Origin of the sequence: Stenotrophomonas sp. BIGb0135 (assembly GCF_024810105.1) — a bacterium.
Taxonomy (GTDB): domain Bacteria; phylum Pseudomonadota; class Gammaproteobacteria; order Xanthomonadales; family Xanthomonadaceae; genus Stenotrophomonas; species Stenotrophomonas maltophilia_AB.
The window spans coordinates 367,085-390,165 of sequence record NZ_JANUDX010000001.1 but is presented as its reverse complement, the minus strand read 5'-3'; the positions used below and the strand labels follow the sequence as shown (position 1 = coordinate 390,165).

Annotated in this window: 20 protein-coding genes; 12 read left to right on the top strand and 8 right to left on the bottom strand. The window is 69.0% G+C overall.

Going from position 1 to position 23,081, the window contains the following annotated elements:
• Positions 1-20 precede the first annotated feature (20 nt).
• Positions 21-1,934, bottom strand: coding sequence for a DUF885 domain-containing protein (locus M2421_RS01740; RefSeq protein ID WP_259202845.1), 1,914 nt, complete (start codon positions 1,932-1,934; stop codon positions 21-23).
• A 96-nt stretch (positions 1,935-2,030) separates the two neighbouring features.
• Positions 2,031-3,818 (bottom strand): FAD-binding oxidoreductase, encoded by a 1,788-nt coding sequence (locus M2421_RS01735; protein ID WP_259202844.1) that lies wholly within the window; start codon positions 3,816-3,818, stop codon positions 2,031-2,033.
• 254 nt (positions 3,819-4,072) lie between these two features.
• On the opposite strand from M2421_RS01735, the gene M2421_RS01730 reads away from it, so the two are divergent.
• The 4 genes from M2421_RS01730 (at position 4,073) to M2421_RS01715 (ending at position 7,876) form a co-directional block, all read left to right on the top strand.
• Positions 4,073-4,615 carry a hypothetical protein gene (locus tag M2421_RS01730; protein ID WP_259202843.1) on the top strand — a complete coding sequence of 181 codons (543 nt, stop codon included), beginning with the start codon at positions 4,073-4,075 and terminating at the stop codon, positions 4,613-4,615.
• 71 nt (positions 4,616-4,686) lie between these two features.
• Positions 4,687-5,181, top strand: coding sequence for a hypothetical protein (locus M2421_RS01725; RefSeq protein WP_259202842.1), 495 nt, complete (start codon positions 4,687-4,689; stop codon positions 5,179-5,181).
• The gene (locus tag M2421_RS01720) at positions 5,174-6,130 is read left to right on the top strand and encodes an alpha/beta hydrolase (protein WP_259202841.1); all 957 of its coding nucleotides are present in this window, start codon (positions 5,174-5,176) and stop codon (positions 6,128-6,130) included. Before M2421_RS01725 ends, M2421_RS01720 begins: the two co-directional genes overlap by 8 nt.
• 201 nt (positions 6,131-6,331) lie before the next feature.
• The gene (locus M2421_RS01715) at positions 6,332-7,876 is read left to right on the top strand and encodes an arylsulfatase (protein WP_259202840.1); all 1,545 of its coding nucleotides are present in this window, start codon (positions 6,332-6,334) and stop codon (positions 7,874-7,876) included.
• 64 nt (positions 7,877-7,940) lie between these two features.
• Here the strand turns inward: M2421_RS01715 and M2421_RS01710 are convergent, their stop codons facing one another.
• Both M2421_RS01710 and M2421_RS01705 read right to left on the bottom strand, forming a co-directional pair.
• On the bottom strand, positions 7,941-8,390 hold the full coding sequence (locus M2421_RS01710; protein ID WP_259202839.1) for a lysozyme inhibitor LprI family protein: 450 nt from the start codon (positions 8,388-8,390) through the stop codon (positions 7,941-7,943).
• A gap of 14 nt (positions 8,391-8,404) precedes the next feature.
• Complete coding sequence (locus tag M2421_RS01705; protein ID WP_259202837.1) at positions 8,405-8,686, bottom strand: hypothetical protein; 282 nt, start codon at positions 8,684-8,686, stop codon at positions 8,405-8,407.
• A 235-nt stretch (positions 8,687-8,921) separates the two neighbouring features.
• Here M2421_RS01705 and M2421_RS01700 point away from each other — a divergent pair, with 235 nt between their 5' ends.
• The 5 genes from M2421_RS01700 (at position 8,922) to M2421_RS01680 (ending at position 14,782) form a co-directional block, all read left to right on the top strand.
• The gene (locus M2421_RS01700; RefSeq protein WP_259202836.1) at positions 8,922-9,251 is read left to right on the top strand and encodes a hypothetical protein; all 330 of its coding nucleotides are present in this window, start codon (positions 8,922-8,924) and stop codon (positions 9,249-9,251) included.
• Positions 9,252-9,546: 295 nt separating this feature from the next.
• Positions 9,547-9,807: a hypothetical protein gene (locus M2421_RS01695; protein ID WP_259202835.1), complete on the top strand. Its 261-nt coding sequence runs from the start codon at positions 9,547-9,549 to the stop codon at positions 9,805-9,807.
• A 147-nt stretch (positions 9,808-9,954) separates the two neighbouring features.
• Positions 9,955-10,371, top strand: coding sequence for a DUF2231 domain-containing protein (locus M2421_RS01690; protein WP_259202834.1), 417 nt, complete (start codon positions 9,955-9,957; stop codon positions 10,369-10,371).
• Positions 10,368-11,684: a sorbosone dehydrogenase family protein gene (locus M2421_RS01685; protein ID WP_259202833.1), complete on the top strand. Its 1,317-nt coding sequence runs from the start codon at positions 10,368-10,370 to the stop codon at positions 11,682-11,684. Before M2421_RS01690 ends, M2421_RS01685 begins: the two co-directional genes overlap by 4 nt.
• Positions 11,685-11,953: 269 nt before the next feature.
• Positions 11,954-14,782 carry a PAS domain-containing protein gene (locus tag M2421_RS01680; RefSeq protein WP_259203528.1) on the top strand — a complete coding sequence of 943 codons (2,829 nt, stop codon included), beginning with the start codon at positions 11,954-11,956 and terminating at the stop codon, positions 14,780-14,782.
• 54 nt (positions 14,783-14,836) lie between these two features.
• Here the strand turns inward: M2421_RS01680 and M2421_RS01675 are convergent, their stop codons facing one another.
• Positions 14,837-17,398, bottom strand: coding sequence for a TonB-dependent receptor (locus M2421_RS01675; RefSeq protein WP_259202832.1), 2,562 nt, complete (start codon positions 17,396-17,398; stop codon positions 14,837-14,839).
• Between the two features lie 284 nt (positions 17,399-17,682).
• Between M2421_RS01675 and M2421_RS01670 the strand changes: the two genes are divergently transcribed.
• A complete protein-coding gene (locus M2421_RS01670; RefSeq protein WP_259202831.1) occupies positions 17,683-18,600 on the top strand; it encodes a bifunctional helix-turn-helix transcriptional regulator/GNAT family N-acetyltransferase in 918 nt (305 codons plus the stop codon).
• A 64-nt stretch (positions 18,601-18,664) separates the two neighbouring features.
• Here the strand turns inward: M2421_RS01670 and M2421_RS01665 are convergent, their stop codons facing one another.
• Positions 18,665-20,722, bottom strand: a complete 2,058-nt coding sequence (locus M2421_RS01665; RefSeq protein WP_259202830.1) for a TonB-dependent receptor — start codon at positions 20,720-20,722, stop codon at positions 18,665-18,667.
• A gap of 282 nt (positions 20,723-21,004) precedes the next feature.
• Here M2421_RS01665 and M2421_RS01660 point away from each other — a divergent pair, with 282 nt between their 5' ends.
• Positions 21,005-21,238, top strand: a complete 234-nt coding sequence (locus M2421_RS01660) for a hypothetical protein (RefSeq protein WP_259202829.1) — start codon at positions 21,005-21,007, stop codon at positions 21,236-21,238.
• Between the two features lie 12 nt (positions 21,239-21,250).
• Entirely contained in the window at positions 21,251-21,463 is a 213-nt protein-coding gene (locus tag M2421_RS01655; RefSeq protein WP_259202828.1) for a CPCC family cysteine-rich protein, read from the top strand.
• 84 nt (positions 21,464-21,547) lie between these two features.
• On the opposite strand, the gene M2421_RS01650 is transcribed toward M2421_RS01655, so the two are convergent.
• Positions 21,548-22,240 carry a type 1 glutamine amidotransferase domain-containing protein gene (locus tag M2421_RS01650; RefSeq protein WP_259202827.1) on the bottom strand — a complete coding sequence of 231 codons (693 nt, stop codon included), beginning with the start codon at positions 22,238-22,240 and terminating at the stop codon, positions 21,548-21,550.
• A gap of 106 nt (positions 22,241-22,346) precedes the next feature.
• Positions 22,347-22,952, bottom strand: a complete 606-nt coding sequence (locus M2421_RS01645; protein ID WP_259202826.1) for a TetR/AcrR family transcriptional regulator — start codon at positions 22,950-22,952, stop codon at positions 22,347-22,349.
• Positions 22,953-23,081 lie beyond the last annotated feature (129 nt).

The following is a 23,081-nucleotide window of genomic DNA, read 5'->3' as shown; positions in this document are numbered from 1 at the left end:
CAAGGTCATGCTGGCGCCGCTCAGGGGGCCCGGTGCGGGTCGGCGCCACCGGCGGCAATCCACGCATCCACCGCCTGGCCGACCACCGTCATCGGCATCGCACCATTGCCCAGGATCAGGTCGTGGAAGGCGCGGATGTCGAAGCGTGGCCCCAGTTGTTTCTGCGCGCGTGCACGCAGCGCCACCAGTTGCAGCTGGCCCATCTTGTACGAGCTGGCCTGGCCGGGTTGCACCAGGTAGCGGTTGATCTCCACCCGCACCTCGCTGGCCTTCATGCCGGTCTTTTCCTGCATGTACGTGGCCGCCTGGTCGGGTGTCCAGCGCTTGCGGTGCAGGCCGGTGTCCACCACCAGCCGCACCGAGCGGAACATCTCGGCCTGCAACCGGCCGAGGTCGCCGGCCGGGTCGTCCTTGTAGACGCCGGCCTCGGCCATCAACTGCTCGGCATACAGCGCCCAGCCTTCGCTGAAGGCGCTGGGGTTGAGGCTGCGCCGCAGCAGCGGCAGGTCGGTGAGGGTCTGTCCGATCGAAATCTGGAAGTGGTGGCCGGGCGAGCCCTCATGGTAGGTGAGGGTGGGAATGCTCCAGCGGGTATTTGCGTCGATGTCGCCGAGATTGATGAAGAACGTGCCCGGCCGCGAGCCGTCCATCGCCGGGGGGTAGTAATAGCCGCCTGGCGAGGTGGCCTGCATGTGGGCCGGTACCGGCATGACCACCAGCTGCTGCGGCGGCAGGTGGCCGAACCAGCGTGGCAGGATCGGGTCCAGGTCGCGCAGCCGTTGCTGGATGTCGCCCAGCAGCTGCGCGCGCCCGGCTTCGCTGTCGGCATAGCGGTAGCGCGGGTCTTCGCGTAGCTGCTGCACGCGCGCGGCCACGCTGCCGTCGCGCAGGCCGAGCTGGCTCAGCCGTGCATCCATCTGCTTTTCCACCCGCGCCACTTCGTCCAGCCCGATCTGGTGGATCGCATCGGCATCCAGGTCGGTACTGGTGTACCAGCGCAGCGCGGCGTCGTAGTAGGCCTTGCCCTGCGGCAATGCCCATACGCCCTTGTTGCCAAGGTGGCGCGCCTGCAATCGGGTCACATCGTCCAGCAGCCGCTGGTACCCGGGGTTGACCGCATCCGCCACTGCACGCGTGGCCTGTTCGACCAGCGCGGCACGGCGGGTGGCGGTGATGGCCGGTACCTTCTCCAGCTTGCGCTGCAGCGATTGCACCCACAGGCTGTCCTTCGGCGCGGGGGTGAGCAGGGCGCGGAACTGGTCCGCGGCGCCTTGCAGCGCCACCTCGGGCGGCACCACGCCCTGCGCGGCCTGCATGTCCACGTTGGCCCGCACCTGGTCCAGCTTGGGCCCCATCGCCTGCAGCCGGGCGATGTAGTGGGCCGCGCTGGTCTCATCGGTGACGGCGTGCTGGTTGTCCATGAACTGGGGCAGGTTCACCGGCAGGCTGAACAACTGGTCCACGGCATAGGTGCTGCCGCCCACCGGGAGCCACGCCGCCGACCATGGCACCGCCATCAGGTCGATCTGGGTCTGGTAGAACCAGCGCGCCAGGCCATCGCTCAGCTGCTGCTGCGCATCCAGCGGCGCGCCACGCCACTGCGTGATCGCCGCCAGGTTGTCGGCCAGGAAGCGGCGGTTGACCTCGCGCTGGCCCAGCGATACATCGGTGAGCCGGTCGGAGCTGTCGGCCTGGCCGTCGCCACTGATGCCGAGCATCGTGCGCAACTCGGGATCGGCGTTGATCGCGGCCATGGTCTGCGCATCGAGCAACCCATTGAACGAGACCGGTGTTGGCGGGCCGGCGACGGTTGCCGGCGGCATCGCCGCGGCGGCCGGCGCCTGGGCGTGCGTCGCCGGTGCGCCGAGTGCGAGCGCTGTGCCGATGGCGAGCGACAACAGGGCAGGCAGGGCGGAAGCGGTCGGGATCGGCATCACGGGACATCTCCGGTGGCGGGCGGCGCGGGCTGCACGCAGGCTACGCCAGCCGGCCACAACCTGCACGCGGCCCCGAGGGGAACCGCTTGGCTGTCAGCCCGCGCGCCGCTCGAATCCATCGCCGCTCCAGTCCTCGCTGCCCACACCGTGATGGATCACGAACAGGCCGTCCGGATCGTAGCGGCGCTTGGCCGCCAGCAGGCGCGGGTAGTGCTGCCCCCAGAACGCCTGCTGCCAGTCGGCCTGGAAGTAGTCTGACTCGGACACATAGGCCGGTGCGTGGGGCACCACCGCGCTGAGTGCGTCGTAGGCGCGGCGCGTGCGCAGTGCGCCGCGGCGCGCATCCGGCTCGTCCACCGCGCCGCCGCAGCCGGGGTAGACCGGGCCGCCCGCATTGCCGATCAGCGCCAGCGCAAAGGCATCCAGCACGGCCGGGTGGGTGGCGGTCCCGGCGCTGGCGGCGAGCGCGTCGGCCGGCGCACCGAACAACCCCTTGTTGCAGTGCAGGCCCACGTCCATGTGCTCGGCCGCCGCGCAGAGCGCATCGGCGGCGGTCTCGACGCGGTCCTCGCCCAGCAGCGCCGACGGCATCCACGCCGAGGCATAGCCATGCAGGAACCAGCCGACCTGGCCCTGGTCGCCCTTCCACAGCATGTGCCGGGGCGGCGCGCCGGCGCGCGTGTCTGCGGCGATGAGCCGGGGCGCGTGCTGGCGGAAGAAATCGGCGTCCCAGAAGTCCCGCGCCGGCATCGCCAGCGCCTGGAGCGGCTCGCGCACGGTGTAGCCCGCACGTGCCTGGATCCACGCCAGCAGCGGCTGCCACGTGGCCTCCGCCGTTTGGCGGTCCAGACCCTGGAACACCATCGAGATGGACAGCACGCGGTCGCCGCCGAAGGTGATCTGTTCGCCCCAGTGCGGGTTGCACAAGGCCTCGCGGTAGAAGCGCAGCACCTGGGCGGCCAACGCGCGCCAGCTGGCGTCGCTGTCGGCCTGCACTTTGAGCGACACCCCGCCGAAGGTGGCGGGCAGGGCATGGGTCTTCAGGGTCAGCCGGGTGACGATGCCGAAGCTGGCCGCGCAGCCGCCCTTCAATGCCCAGAACAGCTCCGGGTCCTGGTCGGCGTTGACCACCCGCACCGTGCCGTCGGCGGTGACCACCTCGGCCTCCAGCAAGCTGGCGGCGGCGCTGCCGAAGGCCTTGGAGAAGCTGCCGAAGCCGCCGCCGCTGACCAGCCCGGCAACCCCCACCGAGGTGCAGCCACCGCCCTGCACGTAGCGCCCGCCGTGGGTGGTTACCGCGTCGTAGGCGTCGATCCACATCGCCCCGGCGCCCACGCTTGCCGCCGGTTGAGGTGCCGTGCCGGGCCGCGCGCCCTGCGGCACGAAGGCGTCATGCAGCTGCACCTGATTCATCGCCCGGGTCCAGACCAGCAGCGAGTCCGGCGCGCACGAGGTGCCGTGGTAACTGTGGCCGCCGCCTTTGACCACCAACCGCACGCGGTGCTGCCGCGCGAAGCGGACCGCGGCGGCGACATCGGCGCTGTCGCGGGCGCTCACCATCTGTGCGCTGGGCACCGAACGCCAGGCACCGAAGTAGCCGCTGGTCTGGGTGAGGGCAGGTTGGTCGCCGATGTAGAACGGGTTGTGGATCTGCGCCATGGCCTCGGCGTGCGTGGCCGCGTCGCCCAGGAACGGCGATTGCGGCACCGACAGGCGCCCGCCGACGGCGCGCGACAACTGATCCCACTGGTCGGCGCCTGGCCAGCCGGCGGTACCGGGCCGCACCCGCGACCAGGGGCCGTTCGGCGCGGCAGCGGCCTTGAGCACCAGCGGCATCAGGGGCAGGGCCAGGCTGGCCTTGAGGCAGTCACGTCGTTTCATCGGGGGCATTCCTTGGCGCAGGCAATCGGTATGACCGTGAGTGTGTGCCCGCCACGCCCCGCCGTCATTGGGCCGGGGATGGAGGGAGGGGCGCGGTGACCAGTGGCGGGTGGGCAGGGACGAGTGGCCGCTGCGCCCGGATCGCAGCCCGACCCTGGATGGCCTGGCCTGCATTACGCCGGGGGCCGGGAGCGGCAAGGTAAGCTCGCTGCCTGGCGCGGGGACGGCGCTGTCACCGGGGACGGCCGATGGCCATGGCACTGATCGCGTTGCTCCTGCTCGAGCTGCTCCTGCAGGGCTTCTGGAATGCCGCCTATTGGGGCGCGGGCATCGTGGTGTTCAAGCACTCCCTGCCGGCCACGGCGGCCGCACGCAACCAGCTTGCGCTGGGCAGCCTGCAGCACGATGTCGACCCGGCGGGCTGGCTGCCGCTGGCGTTCCACGCCTTGCCCGATGGCAGCATGGCGTTCCGTGAACGCTGGGGCGCGAGTTTCGCGCGGCGCTACTACCCGGTCATGCGCGGCCGGATCATCGTCGATGCCCGGCGTCGCCAGGTGCGGGTGCTGGGGCTGTGCAACTGGAACGTGGTGGCCATCGCGCTGTCGTCGGTGCCGGTGGCGGTCGCGCATCCCGCGTCGGCCGCGCTGCTGCTCCTGCTGCCGCTGTTCGGGGTGAGCTACGCGTTGCAGCGGCGGCGTTTCATGGCCGTGGTCGAGGCGCTGCGCGAGCAACTGGACACCGACCGCTCGGTGGAGGCGATCCTGGACGCACGCCTGCTGGCCCGACGCCCGCGCTGATACGCCCCGGCCTGCACCGCAGGTAGACTTTCCTGCTCGATCCTCATTGCCTGATGCCCAGGCCGCCGCCCATGACTGTTCCCTCACCCCCCACGAACCGCCGCACACAACTGGCCGACGCGATGCAGGCGGCGGGCTGCGTCGATCCCCGCGACTGGGTGAGCAGCGAGCTTGACGAGAACATCCCGCAGTTCGCGCGGTTCCTGCTGCTGCGTGATGTGCACCATCTGGCCGATGCCGTGCAGGACACGCTTGCCGAGGCGGTGTACGACCGGCCGGATCTGCAGGACACCTTGACTGCCCTGCAGGCGGCCGTGGCGCCTGCGGCGCTGGAGGCGCTGCTGCTGGCCTACGGCCGGGCGCTGGGCAACGGGTTCGTGATGACGCTCGACGACGGCGCGATGGCGCAGGGCGCGGACACGCCGGGCTGGCAACTGATGGAGACCGATGCCGACGGCGAGCCCACCGGCCGCCTGGTGCAGGGCCTGCACGAGGACTACCTGGATTTCGACGGGGCTTACCAGCCACTCGCACGCGCGCCTTGCGGGACCCCCGGCGATGCGTGAGCGCTTGCGCCGCTGGGCACTGGCGGGCCTGGTAGCCTGCCTGAAGGTGACAGCAGCGTCTGCTGCCGAGGCTGCCACGCCCGCTGCATGGACGCCGCCCGCTGGGCTGGCCCAGGTTGCGCTGTGGCCCAACGGCGCGCCCGACGCTGCCCAGGCGGCGGCGCCCAGCGAGTCGGTGACCGCGGTCAGCGCGCCGGGCGGGCACGGCTACCTGGCGGTCGCCAACGTCAGCGTGCCCACCCTGACCATCGTGCCGCCGAAGGGCGTGGCAACCGACGCGGCGATCGTCGTCTTCCCTGGTGGCGGCTTCAGCATCCTCGCCATCGATATCGAAGGCACGGAGATCTGCGATTGGGTGACCTCGCGCGGCATCACCTGCGTGCTGGTGAAGTACCGCGTGCCCGGCGGCAACCACTACTGGAACAAGGACTGCAACTGCCACATCACGCCCCCGGTGCCGTTCGCGCTGCAGGACGCGCAGCGGGCGATCCGGCTGGTGCGCTCGCGTGCCGGCGGGCTCGGCGTGAACCCGGCGAAGATCGGCGTCATCGGATTTTCGGCCGGCGGTTATCTGGTCGCGCAGACCAGCAACCAGCTTGCGCCGCGCTACCGCGCCGTGGATGCGGTGGACCAGGTGAGCAGTCGCCCGGATTTCGCCATCGCGCTCTATCCGGGGCACCTGTGTCGCGCCGGCGGCACCCTCGATCCCGGCTTGACGGTCACCGCCGAGGCGCCGCCGACCTTCCTGCTGCAGGCGTGGGACGACCCGGTCGACAAGATCTGCAACAGCACGGTGTATGCCCGAGCGCTCGACGAGGCCGGGGTGCCGGCCGAGGTGCACCTGTTTGCCAGCGGCGGGCATGCATTCGGCGTGCGGCCCAGCGCACAGCCGGTGTCTGCGTGGCCGGCCCTGGTGGAACAGTGGCTCAAGGGCCTCAAGGTGCTCTGAGCTGGGGGCCCATGCAGCACTGTTGGGGGGCTGAAGCGTCGCACTGAATGCGGGCAGGACGCCGCGTGCCGAGCACTGCCTGGCCGACCGCCGCCCAGCGTGGGCGAGACGAAGACTTACTGAGGCCCGCTAAGTAGAAACACGCTGGCTGCATCGGCGCACGACGAGGACCATCAAGCCACCCCGTCCCCGGAGACTTGCATGGCCAGCGCATCCAAAAAGCCCAACATCCTCGTGATCTGGGGCGACGACATCGGCATCTCCAATCTGAGCTGCTATACGCACGGATTGATGGGCTACCAGACCCCCAATATCGATCGCCTGGCCAACGAGGGCATGCTGTTCACCGACTCGTATGGCGAGCAATCCTGCACCGCGGGCCGGTCCTCCTTCATCACCGGCCAGAGCGTGCTGCGCACCGGCCTGTCCAAGGTCGGCATCCCCGGCGCGCCGGTGGGCATGAACGAAAAGATCGTGACGATCGCCGCGCTGCTGAAGAACGAGGGGTATACCACCGGCCAGTTCGGCAAGAACCACCTGGGCGACCTCAACCACATGCTGCCCACCAACCACGGCTTCGATGAGTTCTACGGCAACCTCTACCACCTCAATGCCGAGGAAGAGCCGGAGATGTACGACTACTTCCCCGAGAAGGAGTTCGGCAAGTTCATCGACACCATCAAGCCGCGGGGGGTGATCCACAGCTTCGCCACCGATGCCGATGACAGCACCGAGCAGCCGCGCTGGGGCAAGGTGGGCAAGCAGAAGATCGAGGATACCGGCCCGCTGGACCGCAAGCGCATGCTCACCTGCGATGACGACTTCGCCGAGCGCGCCAAGGGGTTCATCAAGCAGGCCAACGACGAAGACACGCCGTTCTTCGTCTGGGTCAACTTCACCCACATGCACCTGTATACCCACACCAAGCCGGAAAGCCTGGGCCAGGCCGGGCGCTGGCAGTCGCCGTACCACGACACCATGATCGACCACGACAAGAACGTGGGCTCGCTGCTGGACTACCTGGACGAACTGGGCATCGCCGATGACACGCTGGTGGTGTACTCCACCGACAATGGCCCGCACCGCAACTCGTGGCCGGATGGCGGCATGACCCCGTTCCGCAGCGAGAAGGACACCAACTGGGAGGGCGCGTTCCGCATCCCGCTGGTGGTGCGTTACCCCGGCAAGATCAAGCCGGGCACGATCTCCAACGACATCGTGCAGCACCATGACTGGCTGCCCACGTTCCTGGAGCTGGCCGGCAACAAGACCGTTGTGGATGACCTGAAGAAGGGCGTCAAGGCGATCGGGCGCACCTACAAGAACCACATCGACGGGGTGAGCCTGCTGCCGCGCCTGACCGGCAAGGCGGATGCCTCCCCGCGCAATCTGTTCGTCTACATCTCCGACGATGGCGACATGCTGGGCATCCGCTACGACAACTGGAAAGTGACGTTCATGGAACAGCGCTGCAAGGGCACCATGCAGCTCTGGGGCGAACCGTTCACGGCCATGCGCATTCCCAAGATCTACAACCTGCGCACCGACCCGTACGAGTTCGCCGATGTCACCTCCAACACGTACTGGGACTGGTACATCAACCACGTCTACATCGTCTACGGGGCGATCGCGTTGCTGACCAGGTTCAACGAAACCTTCATCGACTTCCCCAAGATCCAGAAGCCGAACACATTCACCGCCGACCAGGCCATCGAGAAGCTGCAGGACGCGGTGGCCAGCAAGTAACGCGGGCTGCCACACCGGGCTGCGCTGCGCGGCGGAAACGTCGCGCGGCGACCGCTGCCGGCCGTTACCGGCCGCCGATCGGATAGGAGCCGGCGCACACGTCGCCTTCCTCGGTCCCGTCCAGCCATTGCCTGAGCTGCTTCACGCGGTCGCGGGTGAGCAGTTCGTACTCGCTGCTCTGGCACATCGGCAACACGCTGCCGGCATTGCGGGGATCGGGGAAGCGGGCGGCGATCTGTGCGTCGCGGAAGGCAAGCCAGGCACGCTGGGCGGCCTTGAACCGGGTCACGAAGGCGGTATCGGCGGCATTGGCCGCCAGCACCTGGGCATACACCCGGTTGAGCTCGTCGTCGGCGGCCTTGGCGCCGATCCCGGCGCACTGGTTGAGCCCGGCCTGCGACTGGTTCGGGCTGTCGCAGGCCATGCCATCGGTGGTTCTCGCCGCGGCTTGCGCGGCACCCGCGCCCGGCACGCCGCAACTGGCCACGGCCAGCAGAATCAGGAGCGATTTCATCGCAGAAGGTCTCCTCAGCCGCGGTAACCGCGGACGCGCATGCACGTCTTGATCAGGTCGGACTTCTCCATGCCCCGCACCACGCCGTCGCCCACCGCGTCATCGGTGCTGCGCGGCGCCCTGCCATCCGCCACGGTGGCCTTGGAGGCGTCGTAATCGCATTCGGCAAGGTCCTGCTGCTTCTGCGCCTCGCTGGCGCCCGGCTTGCTCCATCGCTTGATCTGGGCAGTGCCGCAGCCGGCGCTGAGCAGGGTGGCACACAGCAGTATCGTGACGCCGGGGAGTCGGCTGTACATACGCATTCCTGGCAGGAGGGAAGGGCGATGTTGCACCGGCGTATTACCGCGCCCGGGCAATGATCGGCCCGTGAAAGCAGCAGGGCGGCAGCGGCCGGCAACGGTCCGCTCCGCAGCCACGGCTGCACCCGCCGGCGCCTCGTCCCCAGCCCGGGTACCCGCGTGCCAACGTGTGGCCAACGGTGTCGGCTGCAGGTGATACCCGCGCCCAGGGAAGGGAACAAGGAAGGCCGCGATGCTGATGATGTGCGTGGGGTTGATCGTGATGGCGTTGGCCTATCTGCTGACGGCCCGGGACACGTCGGGTCCCCGTCGGTGGATCGGGATCGCGCTCATCGCCAGCGTGGCGCCGGTATTTTTCTGGCTCGGCGCATTCTCCCGGCAGGTCGACGCGGGCCTGTGCTACACCAGCGCGATCCAGTCCATCGCCGCTGCGGTCGCGCGCACCGACCATCCGCAGGCGCTGGCCAGACAGATCGAGGCGCTGCCACTGGCCGGCTATGAAACGCGTTGCCCCGAGGTTCGGGACGCGGCCACCGCGCTTCCCGGTGCCGGCGCGCACTGATCGCGCGGCCAGGTGGCCCACCCACCGATAGCCACTCGCCTGCCGGCCCCATCGGCGCCACGTCCCCCGTCACCGTCGGATGGGCGCATTGGACCCTGCCCGGATGCGCATCCGCCACGAGCCTGCCGTGAACGTGCGTGTCGCCCCAGGATGCAGCACCCGCGTATCAGCGGCGCAGCGGCACCAGAACGACGCGACGCGGCGAGGGCCTGCCGGCACAAGTGGCACGGCGGGATAGAATGCCGGCACGGGCGAGCGATCCGGCCACCCGCGTCGGCGCGGCACAGGGACGGGCATGGAAGAGAAGCACGGCGGCATCTGGATGTTCGCGCCCATCGCGGGCGAGGTGGTGGTGTCCGAGCATTATCGTGCCGAACCGGAGCGGCTGGAGCGGATCGTGCAGCACGCCGACGGAGTCCTGCAGGTGGCGGTGCTGCACAAGGTGGTCGATCCGCAGTGGCGGCTGCCGGTGTGGTCGGTGCTCACGGTGGCGCGGGTGGCGTCGGTGACCGACGCCGAACGCCACCTGGCGGCGAGCGCGGTGCGGCAGTACTGAGCGAGGACACGGTGGCCCACCGGCGCGTGGCGCTGCTGGTGCTGCGGAGGGGCAAGCCCGGCCGCCGCTGGTCGTAGCATCACGCCACGCAGCCGCCGGCGCTGGCAGCATCCAGGCTTCCGTATCCGCGTTCCCGAGGAGACAGCCATGGTGTCCACTGCCGTCCCGCCCCGATCCTGGGCCATCCATCCGTTCCACGCCGCGGTGCTGGGCGGCGTGTTGCCGCTGTTCCTCGGCGCGCTGCTGGCTGATTACGCCTACTGGAGCAGCTACGAAATCCAGTGGGCCAACTTCGCTGCCTGGCTGCTGGTGGGGGCGATGGTGTTCACCACGCTGGCGCTGTTGTGCGGCATCGTCGGCCTGGTCCGGCGCACGCGCCGCCTGGGGTATGTGCTGGTGCTGGCTGCCACCTGGGTGGTCGGCTTCATCAACGCACTGCATCACGCCCGCGACGCCTGGGCGATCATGCCCGGTGCGCTGGTGTGGTCGGTGATCGTTACCGTGCTGGCCTTGCTGGCCACCTGGATCGGGTTTGCCAGCCTGCGCGTGGGAGGTGTGCGATGAACCGCCGTACCGTTCGGATCCTTGCCGTCTCCCTGCTGGCCGCCGCGCTGGCCGCGTGCAGCCAGAAGGCCCCGCCGCTGAACCAGATCGGCGCCACGCCCGAGCTGCCCGCGCCGCACCGTGGCGTGATGCCGGACATGACCATCGCCAAGCCGGCCGCATGGGGCGACCGCGTGCCCACCGTGCCCAACGGCTACCGCATCAGCGCGATTGCCACCGACCTGGCCATCCCGCGGCAGACCCTGGTGCTGCCCAACGGCGACATCCTGGTGGCCGAGGGACGCGGTGGCAGCGCGCCCAACCTCAAGCCCAAGGACGTGATTGCCGGCAAAATCAAGGCCAAGGGCAATACCGCGGTCAAGAGCGGCAACCGCCTGACCCTGCTGCGCGATGCCGACGGCGACGGCGTGTACGAAATGAAGACGGTGTTCGCCGACAAGCTCAACGCGCCCTATGGCCTGGCCATGATCGGCAATGCGATCTACGTCGCCAACCAGGATGCGCTGGTCCGTTTCGACTACCAGCCCGGCCAGACCCGCGCGGCCGCACCGCCGACCAAGGTCACCGACCTGCCGTCGGCCATCAACCACCACTGGACCAAGTCGCTGGCCGCCAGCGCCGATGGCCGTTACCTGTACGTGGGCATCGGCTCCAACAGCAACATCACCGAGCGCGGCATGGCGGTGGAACTGGACCGCGCCCAGGTCTGGCAGATCGACGCCGCCACCGGCGCGCACCGGCCCTTTGCGACCGGCCTGCGCAACCCCACCGCGCTGGCGATCCAACCCGGCACCGGTGCGCTGTGGGCGGTGGTCAACGAGCGCGACGAGATCGGCCCCAACCTGGTGCCCGATTACCTCACCTCGGTGCGCGAGGGCGGCTTCTACGGCTGGCCCTACAGCTACTGGGGCAAGAACGTGGACACCCGGGTGATGCCGCAGAACCCGCAGAAGGTGGCCTCGGCGATCGCGCCGGATTACGCGCTGGGCTCGCACGTGGCTGCGCTCGGCGTGGCGTTCTCCACGCCGGCGATGGGCGCGCCGTTCGCCGACGGTGTGTTCGTCGGCGAACACGGCAGCTGGAATCGCAACCCGCCGGTGGGTTACAAGGTCGTCTTCGTGCCCTTCAGCAACGGGCGTCCGGCGGGCGCGCCGGTCGATGTGGTGTCCGGATTCCGCGGTGAGGATGGCCGCACGCGCGGCCGCCCGGTGGGAGTCACGGTGGACCCGCGCGGGGCATTGATCGTGGCCGACGACCTGGCCAACACGATCTGGCGCATCACCCCCGTTACGGTGCCCGCGGCGCCGCGCTGAGCCGCCCTGCAGGCGCGCACGAGGAGGCGCGCCTGCGTTGACGCGGTATTGCCGCGATTGGCGTAAATTGCTGACCCATCACGGGCGGCTGGCAGATGCCAGCCGCCTTTCGTCTGCGTCTGCAACGCTTCCAGCCCAAGGTCCGGTGTTCCGATGTTGCCTGTCCCCGTATTGCCTGCCGCCCGCGCGTGCGCGGCGCCGACCCGCGCGTTGCCGGAGCCTGCCGTTTGAGCGCGGCCGGCGTGCACTTCCCCGGTGGCACCGGGCCGATGGCCGAGCAGGTCCGTCGGCATGACTGGCAGGCCACGCCGCTGGGGCCGGTGGACACCTGGCCCGGCGCGCTGCGCAATGCGGTGAACCTGATGCTGGCCTCGCCGGAAAGCATGTACGTGGTATGGGGCACGGCGCTGACGTTTTTCTTCAACGATGCCTACCGCCCCATCCTGGGCCCACGCCTGGAGGGTGCGCTGGGCGCGCCGTTGCGCGAACTGTGGGCCGATGCCTGGGACGCGGTGCGTGCGCCGATCGAGGCCGCCTTTGCCGGCGAGTCCTCGCGGTTCGAGAACATGCCGGTGGCGATGAGCCGCCGCGGCGTGCCGGAGGACACCTGGTGGACCTTTTCGTTCTCGCCCCTCTATCTGGATGACGGCAGCGTCGGCGGCGCGTTCTGCGTCACCAAGGAAGTCACCGACGTGCTGTTGGCGCAGCAGCGGCTGGCCCGCGAGAACGAGCGGCTGATCGCGCTGTTCGACAAATCGCCGATATTCATGGCCTTCCTCAGCGGGCCGGAGCACCGCATCGAGCTGGTCAACCCGGGCTACCAGCGCCTGGTCGGTGACCGCGCGGTGCCGGGCACGTGCATCCGCGACGCGCTGCCCGAAGTGGTCGAACAGGGCTTCCTGCCGCTGCTGGACCAGGTGTACCGCACCGGCGAAACCTATATCGGCAGCGAGGTCATCTACGATCCCCCCAGCGCCGGCGATCGCGCCAGCGGCCAGCGCCAGCTCGATATCGTGTTCCAGCCGGTGCTCGGCGATGACGGCCACACGGCCGGCGTGTTCGTGCAGGGCCTGGATATCACCCCGCACGTGCAGTTGCAGCGCTCCATGCGTGACGTCGAGGCGCGCCACCGGCAGATCATCGACAGTGCCAGCGACTACGCCATCGTGGCCTCGGACATGGAGGGCAGGGTGACGCTGTGGAATACCGGTGCCGAGCACCTCTTCGGCTGGACCGAAGCGGAGATGCTCGGGCGCAGCGTGGAACGCATCTATACCGAGGAGGACATCCAGGCCCGGCGGCTGGAAACCAACCAGCGGGCCTGCATGGTCTCCGGCGGGGTCAGCGGCGAGCGCTGGTTGCAACGCAGGTCGGGCGAACGTTTCTGGGCGAACGGGGCGATGACCGCCCTGCGCGACAGCGACGGTGCGGTGCGCGGCTTCGTCAAGGTGCTCGGCGACCGCACCGAGCAGCAACGTGCCAACAGCGAACTGGCCCACAGCGAACGCCGCCTGGGTGCGCTGGTGAGTGCCTCGTCGCAGTCGCTGTATGCGATGTCGGCGGACTGGCAGGAGATGCGGCCGATCGCCGGGGCCGGTGCAGCGGACGGGGCCTTGCCGGCGGTCACCGGCTGGCGGGAGGAGCGCGTCCACCCCGACGACCGCCCGTTGCTGGAGGCCGCCATCGCCCAGGCGATGGCCACGCGCCAGCCGCTGCGGCTGGAACACCGCGCCCTGCTGGCCGATGGCAGCGTGCGATGGGTGCTGATGCGCGCGGTGCCATTGCTGGATGACGCCGGCGCGGTGACCGAGTGGTTCGGCACGGCCTCGGACGTGACCGAGCGCCGGCTGGCCGAAACCCAGCTGCGCCAGCTCACCCAGACCCTGGAAGAGCGCGTGCAGGCCCGCAGCGCCGAGCTGCAGGTGGCCGAGGAGCGCCTGCGCCAGAGCCAGAAGATGGAAGCGGTGGGGCAGCTGACCGGCGGTCTCGCGCACGATTTCAACAACCTGCTGACCTCCATCTCCGTCGGACTGGAACTGCTGGAACTGCGGATCGACCAGCAACGCTACGACGACGTGGGGCGCTACCTGGAGATGGCACAGGCCAGTGCGGCCCGCGCCACCGCGTTGACCCAGCGGCTGCTGGCCTTCTCGCGCCGACAGACCCTTGCGCCCACCCCCGTGGTGGTGGAGGTGATGGTGGGCGGGATGCTCGATATCATCTCGCGCACGCTGGGCCCGTCCATCGCCATTTCCACCGACCTGGCCCCCGCGCCGTGGGCGGTGCTGGTGGATGTGCCGCAGTTGGAAAACGCGCTGCTCAACCTGTGCATCAACGCCCGCGATGCGATGCCCGCGGGCGGCCCGCTGGCGATCGGCACCGCCAACGTGGCCCTGGCCGACCCGGCGGCTGCGCAGCTCGATATCCCCGCTGGCGAGTACGTGCGGCTGTCGGTGGCCGACACCGGCACCGGCATGGACGCGGCGGTCATCGAGAAGGCGTTCGAACCGTTCTTCACCACCAAGCCCATCGGCCAGGGCACCGGCCTGGGCCTGTCGATGATCTATGGTTTCACCCGCCAGTCCGGTGGCCAGGTGCGGATCGACTCGCAGCCCGGGCAGGGCACCACGGTGCACCTCTACCTGCCGCGTTTCCTCGGTGACGCCGCCGACGCGTCCACGCCGACGCCGCCCGATGAGGCCGGCGCGGCGCCGGCGGGCAACGTGGGCACGGTGCTGGTGGTGGAAGACGACGATGCGATCCGGGCACTGGTCACCGAGGTGCTGTCCAGTTCCGGCTACCGCGTGCTGCAGGCGCCGGAAGGTGGCCGCGCGATCGAGATCCTGCAGTCCAACGAGGGCATCGACCTGCTGGTCACCGACGTTGGCCTGACCGGCGGGCTCAATGGCCGCCAGGTGGCCGACGCCGGGCGCCAGCTGCGACCGGCGCTGCCAGTGCTGTTCATCACCGGCTACGCCGCCTCCGCCGCGGTGGGGGCCGGCCAGTTGGAGCCCGGCATGCAGGTGTTGACCAAGCCGTTCACCGCGGCGGAGCTGGAACGACGGGCGCGTGCGCTGGTGGTTGGCGACGGCGCATGAGCAGCACGCGGCGGGATCCCGGCAGATCCCGCCGCGCCGCTTCGCCCCCTGCGATCAGAACTTCCAGCCCACCCGCGCGTAGTAGAAGCCGCCGTTGAAGCCATACGGCGAGTGCACCGGGTACTCCGCACCGGCCACGCCGGACCAGGGGTTCTTCGACGGCACCCGGTCGAACAGGTTCTGCGCGCCAACGCTGACGTACAGCCCCGAGTCGAACGTCCAGCCCACGTCGGCATCCACGATCAGCGCGCTGCCGCCGTAGATCGGCAGGCCGCCGTCGGCGGCCGAAATCACCCCGCTGTCCAGGTGGTCCTCGTACCAGGAGCCGTAGTAGTTCAGGCGCAGGTTGGCGTGGAACACCTTGCGCTGGTGGTGGATGCTGAAGTAGCCCTTGGTCCTGGGCAGTGACTTCTCCAGCTTGTACACGCGCGCGGCATCGATGAAGTCGGTGTCGTAGCGGTCCACCTCGGTGCGGTTCCAGTTGGCGGCCAGCGAGTAGGTGGTGGTGCCGCCGAAGTGGTTGCTCTTGTAGCTGGTCACCAGGTCCACGCCGGTGGTGGTGGTGTCGAAGGCATTGCCGAAGTAGGTCACCTGCGAGATCGAGGCCGCCTCGGGGTTGCCGCCGAGCACCAGCGCCGCGCGCTCTTCGGGGGTGACCACGAAGCTGGTGCTCAGCGCGATCCGGTCCTTCACCTTGATCTGGTAGCCATCCAGGGTCACCAACCAGTCGCCGTGGGTCCAGACCGCACCCAGCGATGCGTTCCTGGACTTCTCCGGCGTCAACGGCTGGGCGCCCTTGAGCTGGGCGATGGCATTGGTCGGCGGCAGCGTGGCGATGTCCTCCAGGGCGGTGCCGCCGAACACGGTGCTGATCTGGCTGATGTTGGCCTGCCCCGGGGTGGGGGCGCGGAAGCCGGTATTGAAGGCGCCGCGCAGGGCAAACTGCTCGTTGACGTCGAAGCGCGCGGTCAACTTGCCGGTGGTGGTGCTGCCGAACGAATCGTAGTCCTCATAGCGCACTGCGCCGGCCAGCAGCACGCGCTCGGTGAGCTGCGCCTCCAGGTCCGCATAGGCCGCCCAGTTGCGGCGGTCGAAGGTGCCGGCGGTGCGCGAACTGAAGCCGTTGAAGCCGTTGGAGCCCAGCGCGAAGCCCTGCGAGGTGAGCGGGCCGATCGCGGTGGACGGGCCATCGCCGGGACTGATCTTGAAGCTCTCCTCGCGCCACTCCGCGCCCAGTGCAAGGCGCAGCGGCTGGCTGGTGAAGCTGGTGGCGATATCACGGCTCACGTCGACGTTGAGGTTCTTCTCGGTCTGGGTGTTGCCACCGGGATGGAACCGCAGGCCCTCGGGCTGGTCCGGCCCCAACGACGCGTTGACCGTGTTGTAGATGATGAAGTCGATGTCGTTGCGGCCCCAGGAGCCGCTTACGTCCCAGTACCAGTCGCCCCACAGGCCCTTGGCACCGGCCACCAGCGACATGTCCTCCAGCGAACCGCCGAAGCGCGGGGTGAAGCCGCCGGGCAGGCTGGACAGGAAGGTGTAGCAGTTGGAGGGCAGCGCGGCGACCGCACCGCTGACCGAACTGTACGGCAGCAGGTTGCCGGCGCCATCGCGCAACGCGATGCCCGGGCAGGCGCCGGCACCGGCGCCATTGAGGTTGCCGACCAGCAGGCTGTCGCCGCCGTCGTTGGAGTACACCCCCGAGCGGGCGGTGGGGTCGCGGAAGTAGAAGCCGCCATCCACGTCGCGCTTGGCGTAGTTGCCGAACAGGTAGAAATCCACCGCATCGGTGGTCAGGCCAAGGTTGGCGACCAGCTTGAGGTCGTTGTCCACCTGCGGCGAGCCCCACACCTGCGCGGGCTGGCCCACGCCGGGGTAGCCGGCGGCAATGGCCGCGGCGGCATCGTCGCGCTGCACGCTGCGCGAGGTGTCGTCGGCCTTGCGCCATTCGGCGGTGAGCGTGGCAAACCCGCGGGCCGTCAGCGGCAGGCCGATCTGCGCCGAGTACTGGGTGGTGAGCCCGTCGCCCTCGTAGTACTTGCCGGTGAACACCTCGGCACTGCCGCCTTCGCGCAGCTTCTTCAGGCCGAAGTTGATGACACCGGCGATCGCGTCGGAGCCGTACTGGGCCGCGGCGCCATCGCGCAGCACGTCCACCTGCTCCAGCGCCAGCGACGGAAACACCGACAGGTCCGGGCCCTGCGCGCCGTCGGACAGACCGTGGCCGAGGAAGGTGATCACCGCGGCACGATGGAAGCGCTTGCCGTTGACCAGTAGCAGGGTGTTGTCCGGCGGCAGGCCGCGCAGGTTGGCCGGGCGCACCAGGCTGGCGGCATCGTCGATCGGGATGGTGCTGACGTTGAACGATGGCACCAGCACGCGCAGCTGGTCCAGCGCGTCGGTGGCGCCCTGGTTGCGGAATTCGTCACCGCTGATGATGTCGATCGGCACGGCCGAGGACGAGACGGTGCGCGGTTTGGTGCGGCTGCCCAACACCGAGACCGTGTCGAGGGTGGAGGCCTCCGGCGCGGCCGGAGGTGTGCTGTCCTGTGCCAGCGCGACCGAGCTGGTGGCCAACAGCGTGGCGGCCAGCGCCACGTGTACCGCAGATGCCAATGACGAGATTGCGTTTGGAGCGTGAACACACTTGCCAATGCGGTCGTTCATGCATGCACCTTGCAGTTGGAGGGTCGGAGGTGTCGTTCGTCTACTGGGTCATCCCGTTGGTTCTCCTTGCGCGCCAGGGCCCTGATGCGCTGCACAAATAATTAACAGAACGTAAACCGTACTGCAACGCATCTTTCGTTTGTGCCTCATGCACTTCGCAGGCGGTCACAAAAAAGGCTGGTATAGGTGCTAAAGGCAATCAATACTTGCCAAAGGCATTCATGGGGAGCTGCATGTCCGACGCCCTGACCAACGACGTGGCCCGCCTCCAGGCGTTCAACCGCGATTACGCGCGCCACCTCGCCATGCTGGAAGAGGGCCTGGTACGCGGTGATTTCAACCCCACCGAGGTGCGGGTGCTGCTCGAGCTGGCCGGCCGCGACGGCGTGACCGCTGCCGACCTGTGCCGGCTGTTGCGCCTCAATGCCGGCTACGTGAGCCGCTTGCTGGCCGGACTGGAAACGCGCGGTGTGCTGGCGCGCCGGCCTGCCGTGCACGATGCACGGGCCAGCGTGCTGGTCTTGACCGATGCCGGGCGTACCGTATCCAACCGACTGGACGCCGCCGCCAGCGCGGCCGGCGCGCGCCTGCTCGGCCCGCTCAGCGCCGCCGGCCGGGCGCAACTGGTCGAGGCGATGGAGCAGATCCGGCGGCTGCTGTCCGAGCCTGGCACGGACTACGTGCTGCGCGATCCGCGGCCGGGTGACATGGGCTGGGTCGTGCACCGGCACGGTGCGTTGTACGCGCGCGAGTACGGCTGGAATACCGAGTTCGAGGCACTGGTGGCCGACATCGTCGCCCGCTACCTGCGCGAGCACGATGCGCGCACCGAGCGTTGCTGGATCGCCGAGTGCGCGGGCACGCCGGTCGGCTCGGTGTTGGTGGTCCGCCACGACGCACAGACCGCCAAACTGCGGCTGCTGTACGTGGACGCCAGCGCACGCGGCCGGGGTATCGGCCGCCGGCTGGTGGACGAGGCCATCGCGTTCGCGGCGGCGGTGGGTTACAGGCGGATGGTGTTGTGGACCAACGCGGCGCTCGTCGATGCGGGCCGACTGTTTGCCGAAGCGGGATTCGAACTGCTGACCGAGCAGCCCGAACAGCTGTTCGGCAAGCCGCAGGTCTCGCAGTTGTGGGCCAGGACGTTGTAGGCGAGTGCCGGCGGCGGCAACCAGGCCCGGCGGATGCCGGGCCTGGCGTGCGTGGCAGCGGCGGTCAGAACCGCGCGGTGGCGCCCAGGAAGAACGTGCGGGCGCCGCCGTCGTAGTTGTTGCCTTCCTCGATGGTGGATACGTCGCCCAGGTTGAGCACGCCCGCGCGCAGGGTCAGGTGCTCGTTGACGTCCACGCCGGTGACCAGGTCCCAGGTCGTGTAGGCCTTGGCGAAGGTGGCGCTGGTGGAGGACACCAGCTGCTCGCCGATGTGCTGTGCGCTGAGGTTCAACGACCATGCGTCGGTGACCTGCCAGTCCAGCGAGGTGTTGGCGGTGAGCTTGGGCACCACCAGCAGGCTCGCACCGGTGGTGCGGTTTTTCGATTCCAGCATGCGGGTGGCGTTGGTGGTCCAGGTCAGGCGCTCATGCAGCGGCACGGTCACGCTGGCTTCCACGCCCCGGGTGCGGGCCTTCTGGATGTTCTGCGCCACCGTCCACCAGAAGCCGTTGACGAAGCTGGTGGTCTGGCCCGGGATGTCGCGCAGCGGCACCTGCTGGATCTTGTCGTCGAAATCGGTGAGGAAGTAGGTCGCCGAGGCCGCCCAGCCATTCTTGTCCAGGCCCAGGCCCAGCTCGTAGTTGGTGCTGGTTTCCGGCTCCAGGTTCGGGTTGCCGGCCATGTAGCAGCCGGTGGTGCCATCGGCGCTCACCGAGCGGTTGGTCCAGCCTTCCACGGTGAGTGCGGTGCAACCGTTGCCGCCGGACTGGGTTGCCGCACCGGCGGTGCCCTGCTTCAGGGTGGGGGCACGGAAGCCCTTGGAAACGCCGCCGCGCACCGTCCACGCATCGGCCGGGTGCCAGACGCCGTAGAGGCGCGGGCTGAGGTTGTCATCGTAGTTGTCGGTGTTGTCCCAGCGCAGGCCCACGGTGAGGACGAAGCGCTCGTGCAGGGTGATGTGATCCTCTGCAAACAGCGCCCAGGAATCGGCCTCGCTGGTCGGGCTGATGCGCCCGCTGCCGGTCCAGGTCACCGGCACGGTACCGATGGTGTCGCGGTTCTCCAGCTCCTCGCGCTTCCACTGCCCGCCCACGTTGAGGCTCTGCTCGAAACCCCAGTGGAAGCTGCGGGTGAACGCGGTATCGAACACCGTCTCCTTGGCGTGGTTGCCGACCGTGCTGCCCTTGTCTTCGTAATCGTTCTGCACCAGCGTGGTCCTGGAGGTGGACGCATCGCCGTAGCGGCCATCGTGGGTGGCCACGTAACCGGTCTGTACCAGCTTGGACAGGCCCCACGCACCGACCGCGCCGGCACCGCTGTTGCGCTGCTCGCCACGCGAGGCCTCGAAGCCCACCGTGTGGTCATCGTTGATGCGCCAGTTGAGCCGCGCGTTGGCGTTCTCGGCCTTGCTGCCCGGGGTCTGCCGTGCACCGGTGTCGGATTCGCGGTTGGTCACGTTGGCGCCGACGCGCAGGCCCAGGTTCTCGGTCAGCGGACCACTGAACAGCGCGCCCATCTGGGTGGTGTCGCCGCGCGTGTCCGAATCGGGTTTGCTGTAGTTGAAGGTGACCGAGCCACCCCAGTGATCGGCGATCTTGCGGGTGATGATGTTGATCACCCCGCCCATCGCATCGGACCCGTACAGCGAGGACATCGGCCCACGCACCACCTCGATGCGTTCGATCATGTCCGGGGAGAGCCAGTTCAGATCCTGCGGGCCGAGGTCGTCGCGGTAATTGACGCCCGCGGAATTGCCCTGGCGGCGGCCGTCGATGAGGATCAGGGTGTACTGCTCGGGGAGCCCGCGCAGCTTGATCTTCGATTGCGCGCCGGACAGCGCATAACCGCCGGTCACGCCGGGCACGGTGCTGAGCAGCTGGCCGATGCTGGTGACCGGCTTGCGCTCGATCTCCTCGCGGGTGATCACGCTGATGCTGGCCGGGGCATCCTTGATCCATTGCTGGGCGCCGGTGGCGGTGACCACCACGGTGTCCATCTGCTTGGCCGAGGCCGCATCCGCGCTGGCGTCGGCGTGGGCCTGTGCGCTGAGGGCCAGGCCGATGGCCAGGGCCAGGGCGCTGCCGGAGCGGTGGGAGGCGAGGGAGGGGGAGGGGAACAACATCGACGCAGTACTCCTTGGGTAAGGGGGTCCGCTGGCGATGGCTGGGACGTCCATGTGGGGAATTTCAGAATCCGTTAACAATTGTAATGCAATCCATTCGCATTTGTAACATTCGGATACGTGACGCCCTCCACCGCGTCGGCGCGTGTCCACGGTTCAGGGCAGATGAGTTGAAGATGCGGTCGTGGCGGCGAAGACCCGGACGCGTTGTCGCGGATGCAGCGTCAGCGATAAGATCGCGCGGCGGGGGCCGTGCCCCGGAGCGCAGCGCAGGGAGTGCGAATGCCGATCGACGAAGTGACCGGGAGTGTCGTTGGCGGCATCCTGCGCCTGGTGGCGTGGCTGTTCTTCGACGTCTTCATCGAGATCGTCATCCAGGGCACCGGCTACCGGATCCTGCGCTGGGTGCGCCCCGAAAAGACGCCGTCCGATGCCGCCTGCACGCTTGTCGGCCTGGTGTTCTGGCTGGCCATCGCGGCCGGCACATTCGCCGTAGTGCGTGCAACGCTGCGATAGCATGGCGCCACCATGAACTCGATCAACGCCACTACGCCGCTGCTGCCGTGTCCCTGTTGCGGGCACCGCGGCCTGCTGGAGGCCGGCGGCTACGAGATCTGCAGCCGCTGCGGATGGGAGGACGACCCCAGCCAAGCCGCGCGGCCCGACATGGCCGGCGGCGCCAATCGCATGAGCCTGCATGCCGCGCGCCAGGCGTGGGCGCGCGGCGAACCGGTGGCCTGAGCAGCACAGGCGATCACGCGGGTGCGTGTCGCTGCCGTGGTGTCGCCAGGCAGGGCAACCGCGCGCCCTGCCTGGCGCACCGGGTCAGGCCTGGGCGCTGCCGCCCAGCTGCTTCACCAGCGCCGCGGCGGTTTCCGCCGACGAGGACGGGTTCTGCCCGGTGATCAGCAGCCCATCGCGGACCACGTACGAGCCCCAGTCCGGGCCCTTCGAATACTCACCGCCGGCCGCCTTGAGCATGTCTTCGACCAGGAACGGCACCACGTCGGTGAGGCCGACGCCGGCTTCTTCGCTGTTGGTGAAGCCGGTGACCTTCCGGCCCGCGACCAGCGGCGTGCCCTCGGCGGTGGTGACATCGCGCAGCACGCCCGGGGCGTGGCAGACCAGGGCGACCGGCTTGTTGGCGGCGATGAAGGCCTCGATCAGCGCGATGGAATGGCGGTCATTGGCCAGGTCCCACAGCGGGCCGTGGCCGCCGGGGTAGAACACCGCGTCGAAGTCGGCCGGGTCCACGCTGTCCAGGCGCACGGTGCTGGCCAGTTGTGCGGTCGCGTCGGCGTCGGCCTCGAAGCGGCGGGTGAGGTCGGTCTGGAAGTCCGGCTCGTTGCTCTTCGGGTCCAGCGGCGGCTGGCCGCCCTTGGGCGAGGCCAGCACGAGCGTGGCGCCGGCGTCCTTGAAGGTGTAATAGGGCGCAGCCAGTTCTTCCAGCCAGAAACCGGTCTTGCGGCCGGTGTCGCCAAGCTGGTCGTGCGAAGTAAGGACGATGAGGATCTTCATGCGGGTGCTCCTGGGAGGTTGGGAGTAGACCGGTCGTCTACTCTGGAGGCAAATCAAGGGAACGCAGTACGACGTGTGCCGGCAGGAATGCGCCGGGTCTGGCGGGTCAACCGGTGGGGGGGACGATCTGACGGGTGGTGGCCAGCGCGGCATCGAACGGCTGGGTGGAGCGGACGATCTTGACCATGATGCTGGCGCCCAGCCACAGCTGGTACAGGCTCTGCGCCACCGTAGCGGGGTGGTCGTGGAGGTGCAGTGAGCCCTCGGTGGCGCCGGCCTGGAGTGCGCCGGCCAGGCGCGTGACGATGCCGGCGGTGCCGCGCTGCAGGGCCGCGCGCATGCTGGCCGAGAGGTCGGCCACTTCGGCGCCCAGCTTCACGGCCAGGCACTTGCCCTGGCAGTCGTCGAAGGACTGGTTGGCCCGCCAGGCGTCGAAGTAGGCATCGAGCTGCTGCGCCTTGGTCAGGCCCGGCAGGCGGAAAACACGCTCCATGTCGGCCAGGTAGGCCGCGAAGTAGTCCTCGAGCAGGGCCTCGCCGAAGGCCTCCTTGGAGCCGAAGTAGTGGTAGAACGAGCCCTTCGGCACGCCCGCGGCGCTGAGCACCTCGTTCAGCCCGACCGCCGAGAAACCCTTGCCGCCCATGATGCGTTGGCCGGTCGCAAGGATCCTGTCGCGGGCGTCGGTGGTGTCAGGGGCGGAGGCGGAGTTCATGGGAGCCACTCTACCGCGGATTAGACCGGTCGTCTAGTGGCTCGACGTCCCCGGTGTGCCGGGGCATCGAGGTTGCGGTGACGGCGGCCACGTCGCGGCCGCCAGCGGGCCGGTCGCGGCATCCGCAGG

What these genes read in the sequence shown, in the direction of transcription:
- M2421_RS01735 (WP_259202844.1), bottom strand. Translation starts at nt 3,818, where the DNA reads ATGAAACGACGTGACTGCCTCAAGGCCAGCCTGGCCCTGCCCCTGATG.
- M2421_RS01695 (WP_259202835.1), top strand. Translation starts at nt 9,547, where the DNA reads ATGGAAGAGAAGCACGGCGGCATCTGGATGTTCGCGCCCATCGCGGGC.
- M2421_RS01720 (WP_259202841.1), top strand. Translation starts at nt 5,174, where the DNA reads ATGCGTGAGCGCTTGCGCCGCTGGGCACTGGCGGGCCTGGTAGCCTGC.
- M2421_RS01740 (WP_259202845.1), bottom strand. Translation starts at nt 1,934, where the DNA reads ATGCCGATCCCGACCGCTTCCGCCCTGCCTGCCCTGTTGTCGCTCGCC.
- M2421_RS01715 (WP_259202840.1), top strand. Translation starts at nt 6,332, where the DNA reads ATGGCCAGCGCATCCAAAAAGCCCAACATCCTCGTGATCTGGGGCGAC.
- M2421_RS01655 (WP_259202828.1), top strand. Translation starts at nt 21,251, where the DNA reads ATGAACTCGATCAACGCCACTACGCCGCTGCTGCCGTGTCCCTGTTGC.
- M2421_RS01665 (WP_259202830.1), bottom strand. Translation starts at nt 20,722, where the DNA reads ATGTTGTTCCCCTCCCCCTCCCTCGCCTCCCACCGCTCCGGCAGCGCC.
- M2421_RS01705 (WP_259202837.1), bottom strand. Translation starts at nt 8,686, where the DNA reads ATGTACAGCCGACTCCCCGGCGTCACGATACTGCTGTGTGCCACCCTG.
- M2421_RS01700 (WP_259202836.1), top strand. Translation starts at nt 8,922, where the DNA reads ATGCTGATGATGTGCGTGGGGTTGATCGTGATGGCGTTGGCCTATCTG.
- M2421_RS01670 (WP_259202831.1), top strand. Translation starts at nt 17,683, where the DNA reads ATGTCCGACGCCCTGACCAACGACGTGGCCCGCCTCCAGGCGTTCAAC.
- M2421_RS01660 (WP_259202829.1), top strand. Translation starts at nt 21,005, where the DNA reads ATGCCGATCGACGAAGTGACCGGGAGTGTCGTTGGCGGCATCCTGCGC.
- M2421_RS01650 (WP_259202827.1), bottom strand. Translation starts at nt 22,240, where the DNA reads ATGAAGATCCTCATCGTCCTTACTTCGCACGACCAGCTTGGCGACACC.
- M2421_RS01710 (WP_259202839.1), bottom strand. Translation starts at nt 8,390, where the DNA reads ATGAAATCGCTCCTGATTCTGCTGGCCGTGGCCAGTTGCGGCGTGCCG.
- M2421_RS01680 (WP_259203528.1), top strand. Translation starts at nt 11,954, where the DNA reads ATGGCCGAGCAGGTCCGTCGGCATGACTGGCAGGCCACGCCGCTGGGG.
- M2421_RS01645 (WP_259202826.1), bottom strand. Translation starts at nt 22,952, where the DNA reads ATGAACTCCGCCTCCGCCCCTGACACCACCGACGCCCGCGACAGGATC.
- M2421_RS01690 (WP_259202834.1), top strand. Translation starts at nt 9,955, where the DNA reads ATGGTGTCCACTGCCGTCCCGCCCCGATCCTGGGCCATCCATCCGTTC.
- M2421_RS01685 (WP_259202833.1), top strand. Translation starts at nt 10,368, where the DNA reads ATGAACCGCCGTACCGTTCGGATCCTTGCCGTCTCCCTGCTGGCCGCC.
- M2421_RS01730 (WP_259202843.1), top strand. Translation starts at nt 4,073, where the DNA reads ATGGCACTGATCGCGTTGCTCCTGCTCGAGCTGCTCCTGCAGGGCTTC.
- M2421_RS01725 (WP_259202842.1), top strand. Translation starts at nt 4,687, where the DNA reads ATGACTGTTCCCTCACCCCCCACGAACCGCCGCACACAACTGGCCGAC.